This is a genomic window from Novosphingobium sp. FKTRR1 (genome assembly GCF_020404405.1).
Lineage (GTDB): Bacteria > Pseudomonadota > Alphaproteobacteria > Sphingomonadales > Sphingomonadaceae > Novosphingobium.
Window position 1 is genome coordinate 1 of the sequence record NZ_JAIZDA010000068.1, and the last position, 6,350, is coordinate 6,350.

Below are 6,350 nucleotides of genomic sequence, written 5' to 3' on the forward strand. Positions count from 1 at the left end.
TCAAACGATCAGGCTCAACACCACATCAAAGGTGGGCGGAAATTAAGCGGAATGGTGGGCGGGATCAGTCCGGAATCCCGGGCCGGAATTCCTCGGAATGACGGGCGGCATTAAGTCGGAATCCGCACGGTGTGCCGAAAACGGCCCCGAAACCTGCGGCAATACCCGCCATCAGGATGATGCGGGTACTCTCGGCATCAAGCCGAAACATCGTGGCGAAGGCGCTGGCAAGGCTGCCGCCCAGCTGCACAGCCGTCCCTTCTCGCCCGGCCGAGCCGCCGAACAGGTGCGTGACAACGGTGCCGAGGAAGATTAGCGGCGCCATGCGCAAAGGTACGCCGCCGCCCGGTTCATGGACCTGCTCGACGATCAGGTTGTTGCCGCCTTCGACGCTGCGGCCAAACAGATGATAGAGCAGCCCGACCGCGAACCCGCCGACCGGCAGGAGGAACAGCAGCCATGGATGCGCAAAGCGCGTGCGCGTGGCAATATCCAGGCTCCAGAGGAAGGCTGCGCAGAGACTGCCCACCGCCGCCGCCATGGGAACAAGGAGCGCCAGCCAACGCAACACGGACAGAGCATGGTCGTGCCGGTCCCGAACAAAGGTCAGGACGTTCAGGTTCGACAGCAATATTGCGAATTTAGCGCGCACGATTCCTCCTTGTTGCGAAAACGCATCAGGTAGGAATCATCAGCCCGAAGGCGGTTCGGCCGAAGCCCGGCGGAAATCCATCGCCTTGCCGGCGCATATCGTATGGCGAATGCGTTTGGTCAAGCAGCAACGCATGCGGAGGTGGATCTGTACGGCAACTTCATGCCTCTCCTGCGCTGGAAGCTGTCAGTCGCCTTTCGGCCCGCAGCCGACCTTCTCCGGCATTCACGGCGATAAGGTCGCCGGTAACTTCGGCACGACGATCAAGCCCAAATTCCGCGCCTGAGAAATCACGCGCCTCACCCCCTCAGGCGACCATTGCGTACCTTTGCGCGGCGTTGGCTCTCGCAAATCCTTGCTCAACCACGTCGCGAGGCTGCGAAGAGTAGCATCTGGATCGTTGTTGAGCTTGTCGGCCACCAGCAATGCGATCCGACTGTCGGGAGCCAATCGCGGCGCCGCCTCGAGTATCACCCGATCAGCGTAGCCCGCTTCGACCAACGTTCGGCATGCCTTCACCAGGGTACGCTCGGAAAACGACCGCACCGGCGGCTTAAGCGCCTGAATACGCCGGAGCACCAAGCTCCAGGGTAAGTGCGGTCGCAACCGCTCGACGATTGGCAGCCATCGAAGCCGGCCATCGACCAATTCGTGAAGATGCTTTTCCTTCAAACTGTGGCGCAAGTCGCCTATCGCCGACGGGTCTCTCGCGCGCATCTTCGGATTTCCCGGTCTGGCGCCGCGCGCAACCGCGGCCTTCAGCCCTGCCCGCGTCCGCTCGCGAATAAGCGCACGTTCGAACTCCGCAAAGGCGCCAAGCATCTGTGTCATCAGCATCCCTTGCGGGCTGCTGGTGTCGATCGGATCATTGATCGAGCGAAAATACGCTCCCTTGGCGCGGAGCGCTTCGACGATTTCCAGCAAATGTGACAACGATCGTGCGAGGCGATCGATCCGCACAACCACGAGGGTGTCCCCCTGTCCCACCGCTGCGAGCGCGCTGGCCAGTTTCGGACGGCTGCGGCTAGCGCCGCTGGCCCGGTCCTCGAATAGGGTTACACAGCCTGCGCGTCTTAACTCACTAATCTGGGCGAAGGTATCCTGTTGTCGGTTGCCAAAATTGATGTCATCGCTGCCCTTCGCCTAGCCGTCGCCCTGCCATAATTAGTGGCAACGCCGTGGAGCCAAAAAAGCGCGCCGCACGGTCCTGCGCGGTGGTGGAATTCAAGGCGACACGAACTGGCAAGACCTTCGCATCATTGCTAGCCATGCAATTCCTGCAACAGCAATGCTCGTGACACGCGGATGGACATCGACAACGACAGGATCGACGCAGCGGTACTGGCGCTCTTGTGGCGCAACCTTGAATCTAGCGGCATGGCCTGGAAGGGTTTTGACTGGGCGTCGATGGAACGGCTGCACGCGCATGGTTTGATCTCAAACCCGGTGGGCAAGGCGAAATCGGTCCAGTTGACGACCGATGGACTTGCCAAGGGTGCGCGCCTGTTTCGGGACCTGTTCACGCGCTCCGCCGCCTCCCCCGAAACCGCCTCCGAAGAATGAGTTGCCGAATGGTACTCGACCTTCAAACGATCGGCTATCCCGCAGTGCGCGAAGCGTTCAACGACGTGCTGCAACTCTGCGTTGAAAGGCTCGGCAAGTCCGAATTGAAGCTGGCTGAAGAGGTTCTCGGCCTTGCCGAATTTGCCGGAATTTCCGCGAATGTCTCGGAAATGCTGGCGGACACAGCGCTCTATTCGCGAAAACCCTCGTCCTCCGGATCGCGCACCGCAGGCCGCCGAGCGATCGACCGCATCGCGCCCAGGCTCCCGCTCAAGCGCGATCCGCTGGGGGTGCATATCGCCGCCCGACTGCCGGCCGCACGTTTCTCCGTTTTGCTGGTCGAGCGCGTGCATGAGGGTGGCGGTGTCCTGGCGCGCGATTTGCTTGAGGACGGTGCCACGGTCCACGTCATGGACCGGGCGCTCGCGGCACAGGTTGCCGCCCTTGGTGGATTCCAGATCGCGGGGCGTTTCGTCGATCTCGAGCCATGGTACATCGGCTTCGGCATCGTCGTGCCGCTGCGCAAAAGCGAGGCCGTGGCGATCCGTCTGGGGATCGTGGACGAAGCGGACATCACGCAAGCACGCGTCGCACTGCACGAGCTGGTCTATCCGGCGCACCTCCACGACCTCGACCTCGTCATGCTCGCGCTGGAGCCGGCCATTACCGCACTGGCACACGCGATCGATACGGGCGACCTCGGCATCGACGACCTCGCTACGGGCCTAGGCGCGCTGCTGCCCGGCAAGCCCACGTCGAAGCGAAAGCGCAAGGCCTCTGCCCGATGAGCGATGCACTTGCGATGCGGCTGAACGCACTCGATGCCGAGACCTTGGCTGCCCTGCTGGTTCAAGGTGCCGAAGCGGACGAGAATTTCCGGCTGTGGCTCGAGGCAAAGCTGGCGGCGCGGGAGGCGCGCGAGCAGCGGACACCCCTCGATCCGGAACCCTTTCGCCGCCAGGCGGAAGCGCTGCTCGAACCTGCCCGCGCCATTCGCCCGAGGCGGCACTGGGACGATTCCCGTTCGGATATCGATGAATCCGCGCTCGAAGCTCTGATCGGACAAGCCGAGCCGTTCCTGGTGGCAGACAACGGCATCGATGCCTTGGCAATCCTGAGGCCCATTGCCGAAGCTCTAGTCGATACCTGGCCGGACTGCGCGGGCTGGGACGAGAGCCTGCACGAGTTTTTCCCGGTTCTCGACGCGCTGTTCGCCCGGGCCGCCCTATTGGGCGACATGCCCGAGGACCTGCGTGACGTCCTGGTCGATGAATTGAGTGATTGGCAGGACCGGATCGCCGAATATGGCGCCGGCGACGCCTTTGCCGCGGCCCTTGCCGCCGCCACGCTGGGGTGGGACGAGCCTGGCCTGTCCGATGTCCTCAGCGGGTGCACCGACACCTGGCCGCTTGACCGCAAAGACGATTGGCTGAACGCAAGACTGATCGAAGCGCGGCTTGCCGCGCTGGAGGCGATGGGGCGCACGGAGGGGTTTCTCAATCTCTCCCGCGCAGCTGAGCGCCATTGCGACCATGCCGTGATGCTTACGAAATGCGGCCGCTTCAATGAGGCCTTGGCGATCGCCCATGCCCGTTTTCGCGAGGCCGACAGTGTCTTGACCCTGGCACAGTCGCTTCGCGCTCAGGCTCAGCCCGATGCGGCCTTCGACCTCGCGCAATGGGGGTTGTTGTCGGCTGCCAAAGTTGATGTCATCGCAGCGTCCGGTGGAAGGGCTTCTGTGCCATAATTAATGGCAACTCCGCTCGTGCGTTTACACGCCCGGCAATTGATTTACCTTCCCGACCATGTCCGAAACCCCTTCCTGGCGTGCCGGCTTCGAGCTGGAAGTCATTCTTGGCGACCTCGGCGAGCCTCGTTTTGAGAGAGAGCTGCGCGAAGGAGAGGCCATGGACGAGGCCTCGCCCGCCTTCTGCCGAGCATTCGCGGCCAAATTGCGGGACCGGACAGGCCGCGCCTGGTCCGCCCCATCCGGAACCCCGAAGCAGCCCGGCTTTTATGTCGTCCCTGAATATGGGCTCGATCCACTGAACTGGCCTGAAGATCGCCTGGCAGGCGTAGAATTGCTGACCCCTCCCCTGCCCCTGGACGATGCCGAGATGGTCAGATCTGAGTTATGCGACGCGATCTACGAGATCGACGGCGATTTCAACTTCTTCGAAAGTGAGCATACCGCCAACTGCGGTTGGCACATCAACATCGATGCCGGGAATGGCCATCGGCTCGATCCCGACCGGTTCATCGTCGGCGTCGATGAATTGCTGCTGCTCGCGAACAACGACCGGCTGTTCAGCCGCTACACGGCCTTGCAGCGCCATGCCGTCGGCGTGCCGCTATTGCGGCATCTGGCGCATGATCCGACCGGCAAATTCCTGCTTGGCTCGGCGCTTGGTAACTTGCTCGAGGCCCGCGCCGGGCGCGACAAAGGCTATGCCGCCAATTTCGCCAAGCTGGACAAGGGCTACTTGGAGTTGCGCCATTTCAGCGCGGAAGCGTTCTTCAACGGCCCTCGCCTCACCGAACAACTCGAGCGCATTCCCGCCGCCTTCGACGTCTGGCCCACCTACAGCAAACCCTTCGAGCAAGCCTTTCGCCAGAAGTTTCTGCTGCTCTCGCGCTGGCTTGCCCGAAATCGCGACAAACTGGCGTGGAACCTGGCTCACGGCCTGGTCGCCGCCTCGGGCCAGGTTCATTTCGTCGACGAACCGCTCGGCCACGTGATGGCCGACGGCCTGGTCGAACTCAATCTGTTCGGGCGCGGCGCGTACGAGTATGTCGCCACCATCCGCGACATTGTCCTCTCGGATATCCCCGAAGCGGTCGCCCTGCTCGCGCTGGATCTTGCCGAGCTTTACAACCTTGGCGTCCGGCAACGGGTCAGCGGCAACAAAGCCTTCCAGCGCGCCGTGCTCCAGCTCGCGGCCTCGTTGCGGAAGGATGCAAGTCTTTCAAGCGCGGCCCAACTTGAGGCGCTGGCCCATGCGGAGGCACAGCGCCGAAAGATGCACCCGTACTCTGATGGGATCGCCGCGTCATAGCGTCATGGCAGACTAGGAACCCGGCTGCCCGCCACCATCGCGCAAGCGTCCCAGCACCCGCGCCGCGGCATTGTTCCCTACGGCCAGCTCGCGGGCATAGCGCAGCGCGGTGGTCGGCGACGACCAGCGTAGGGCCAGCGCGATCCCGGCGCCGTCTTCGCCCGCCGCGAACAAGTCCTGGGTCAGCCCCACCCGGAACGAATGGGCGCTAAGCGAGCGGACCGTGTCTCCTTCCATCCCGGCTTCCAGCTCAACATGGCCAAGGTCGATAGCCTCGAACACCCGGCGGCGCAGGATCGCCACCACGCCTTGCCGGGTGAGCGGCTTCTGGCCGATATAGTGCCGCTGAGTCTGCTCCCCCGCATCGTCTGGCGGACTGGTCAGCACGTTGATCCGCCGGAACACCGCCCCTTGCGTGATCCCGCTCGCCAGCAGCCAGGCCGAGAGGCGCGCCATGGTGTCGGGCGAGAGCCAAGCCAGAGCCCCCTCCCCCAGCTGGTCGGTCTTCGAATGCGCGATCTCAAGCCGCCCGCTCCCATCCACAGCCTGACTGAGATCGGCTACCGTTGCCCCGACCAGCTCGGAAACTCGCAGGCCTGCGTCATAGGCAAGGCTGATGAGCGCCGCATCGCGCTTGCCCGTGATGTCGGTACCGCACGAGGCGAGCAGCCCCTTGATCGTCACCCCTTCGGGCGGCGCCTGCCCCTCCGCCATCGCCTCGCCAAACCGCAGCGGCGCGGCCTGACGCTGCCGTTCGCGCCTCTTACGCCGGATCGCTTTCAGCGTGTCGCGAACCATCCCCGCCTGCGTTGGCAGCGGCTCCTTCTCGCCGAACCCGAGGATGCGGTGGATCCGGGCGATCGAGGCGATCCGCCGCGCCAGCGTCGCGGGTTTGGCCGGGGCCCGGATTTCCGATCCCTTGGCCAGCCAGTGAAGATAGTGGACGAGGCTTTTGTCGGGTGCCAAAGTAGAGCGCAATTGCGTGCACTGAACTCCAATCGTCGCGCCATATTGGGCTGCATTCAATCTGCACGGCATTCGGCGTGTTGTTCGCGCTACTGATCGGAGAACCGCTTTGC

6 protein-coding genes, 1 pseudogene and 1 riboswitch are annotated in these 6,350 nt (G+C 63.5%); of the genes and pseudogenes, 4 read left to right on the forward strand and 3 right to left on the reverse strand.

Translation table 11 applies throughout. The features are described from left to right. Positions 1–127: 127 nt before the first annotated feature. Positions 128–652, reverse strand: a pseudogene (locus LDN95_RS22635) (chloride channel protein); the annotation flags it as partial. A 23-nt stretch (positions 653–675) separates the two neighbouring features. Continuing rightward, positions 676–746: riboswitch (Fluoride riboswitch) on the reverse strand. A 131-nt stretch (positions 747–877) separates the two neighbouring features. Next, positions 878–1,777, reverse strand: a complete 900-nt coding sequence (locus tag LDN95_RS22640; protein WP_226019775.1) for a recombinase family protein — start codon at positions 1,775–1,777, stop codon at positions 878–880. A gap of 180 nt (positions 1,778–1,957) precedes the next feature. On the opposite strand from LDN95_RS22640, the gene LDN95_RS22645 reads away from it, so the two are divergent. The 4 genes from LDN95_RS22645 to LDN95_RS22660 are packed head-to-tail and all read left to right on the forward strand — an operon-like array spanning position 1,958 to position 5,271. Further along, entirely contained in the window at positions 1,958–2,215 is a 258-nt protein-coding gene (locus LDN95_RS22645; RefSeq protein WP_226019771.1) for a DUF6429 family protein, read from the forward strand. 44 nt (positions 2,216–2,259) lie between these two features. Then, positions 2,260–3,003 carry a hypothetical protein gene (locus LDN95_RS22650; protein ID WP_226019772.1) on the forward strand — a complete coding sequence of 248 codons (744 nt, stop codon included), beginning with the start codon at positions 2,260–2,262 and terminating at the stop codon, positions 3,001–3,003. Then, positions 3,000–3,962: a hypothetical protein gene (locus LDN95_RS22655; RefSeq protein WP_226019773.1), complete on the forward strand. Its 963-nt coding sequence runs from the start codon at positions 3,000–3,002 to the stop codon at positions 3,960–3,962. The genes LDN95_RS22650 and LDN95_RS22655 overlap by 4 nt, the downstream gene beginning before the upstream one ends. A 58-nt stretch (positions 3,963–4,020) precedes the next feature. Then, the gene (locus LDN95_RS22660; RefSeq protein ID WP_021224334.1) at positions 4,021–5,271 is read left to right on the forward strand and encodes a hypothetical protein; all 1,251 of its coding nucleotides are present in this window, start codon (positions 4,021–4,023) and stop codon (positions 5,269–5,271) included. Between the two features lie 12 nt (positions 5,272–5,283). Here LDN95_RS22660 and LDN95_RS22665 read toward each other — a convergent pair whose 3' ends face one another. After that, positions 5,284–6,237: a tyrosine-type recombinase/integrase gene (locus tag LDN95_RS22665; RefSeq protein WP_226019774.1), complete on the reverse strand. Its 954-nt coding sequence runs from the start codon at positions 6,235–6,237 to the stop codon at positions 5,284–5,286. Between the last annotated feature and the right edge of the window lie 113 nt (positions 6,238–6,350).

What these genes read in the sequence shown, in the direction of transcription:
- LDN95_RS22645 (WP_226019771.1), top strand. Translation starts at nt 1,958, where the DNA reads ATGGACATCGACAACGACAGGATCGACGCAGCGGTACTGGCGCTCTTG.
- LDN95_RS22655 (WP_226019773.1), top strand. Translation starts at nt 3,000, where the DNA reads ATGAGCGATGCACTTGCGATGCGGCTGAACGCACTCGATGCCGAGACC.
- LDN95_RS22660 (WP_021224334.1), top strand. Translation starts at nt 4,021, where the DNA reads ATGTCCGAAACCCCTTCCTGGCGTGCCGGCTTCGAGCTGGAAGTCATT.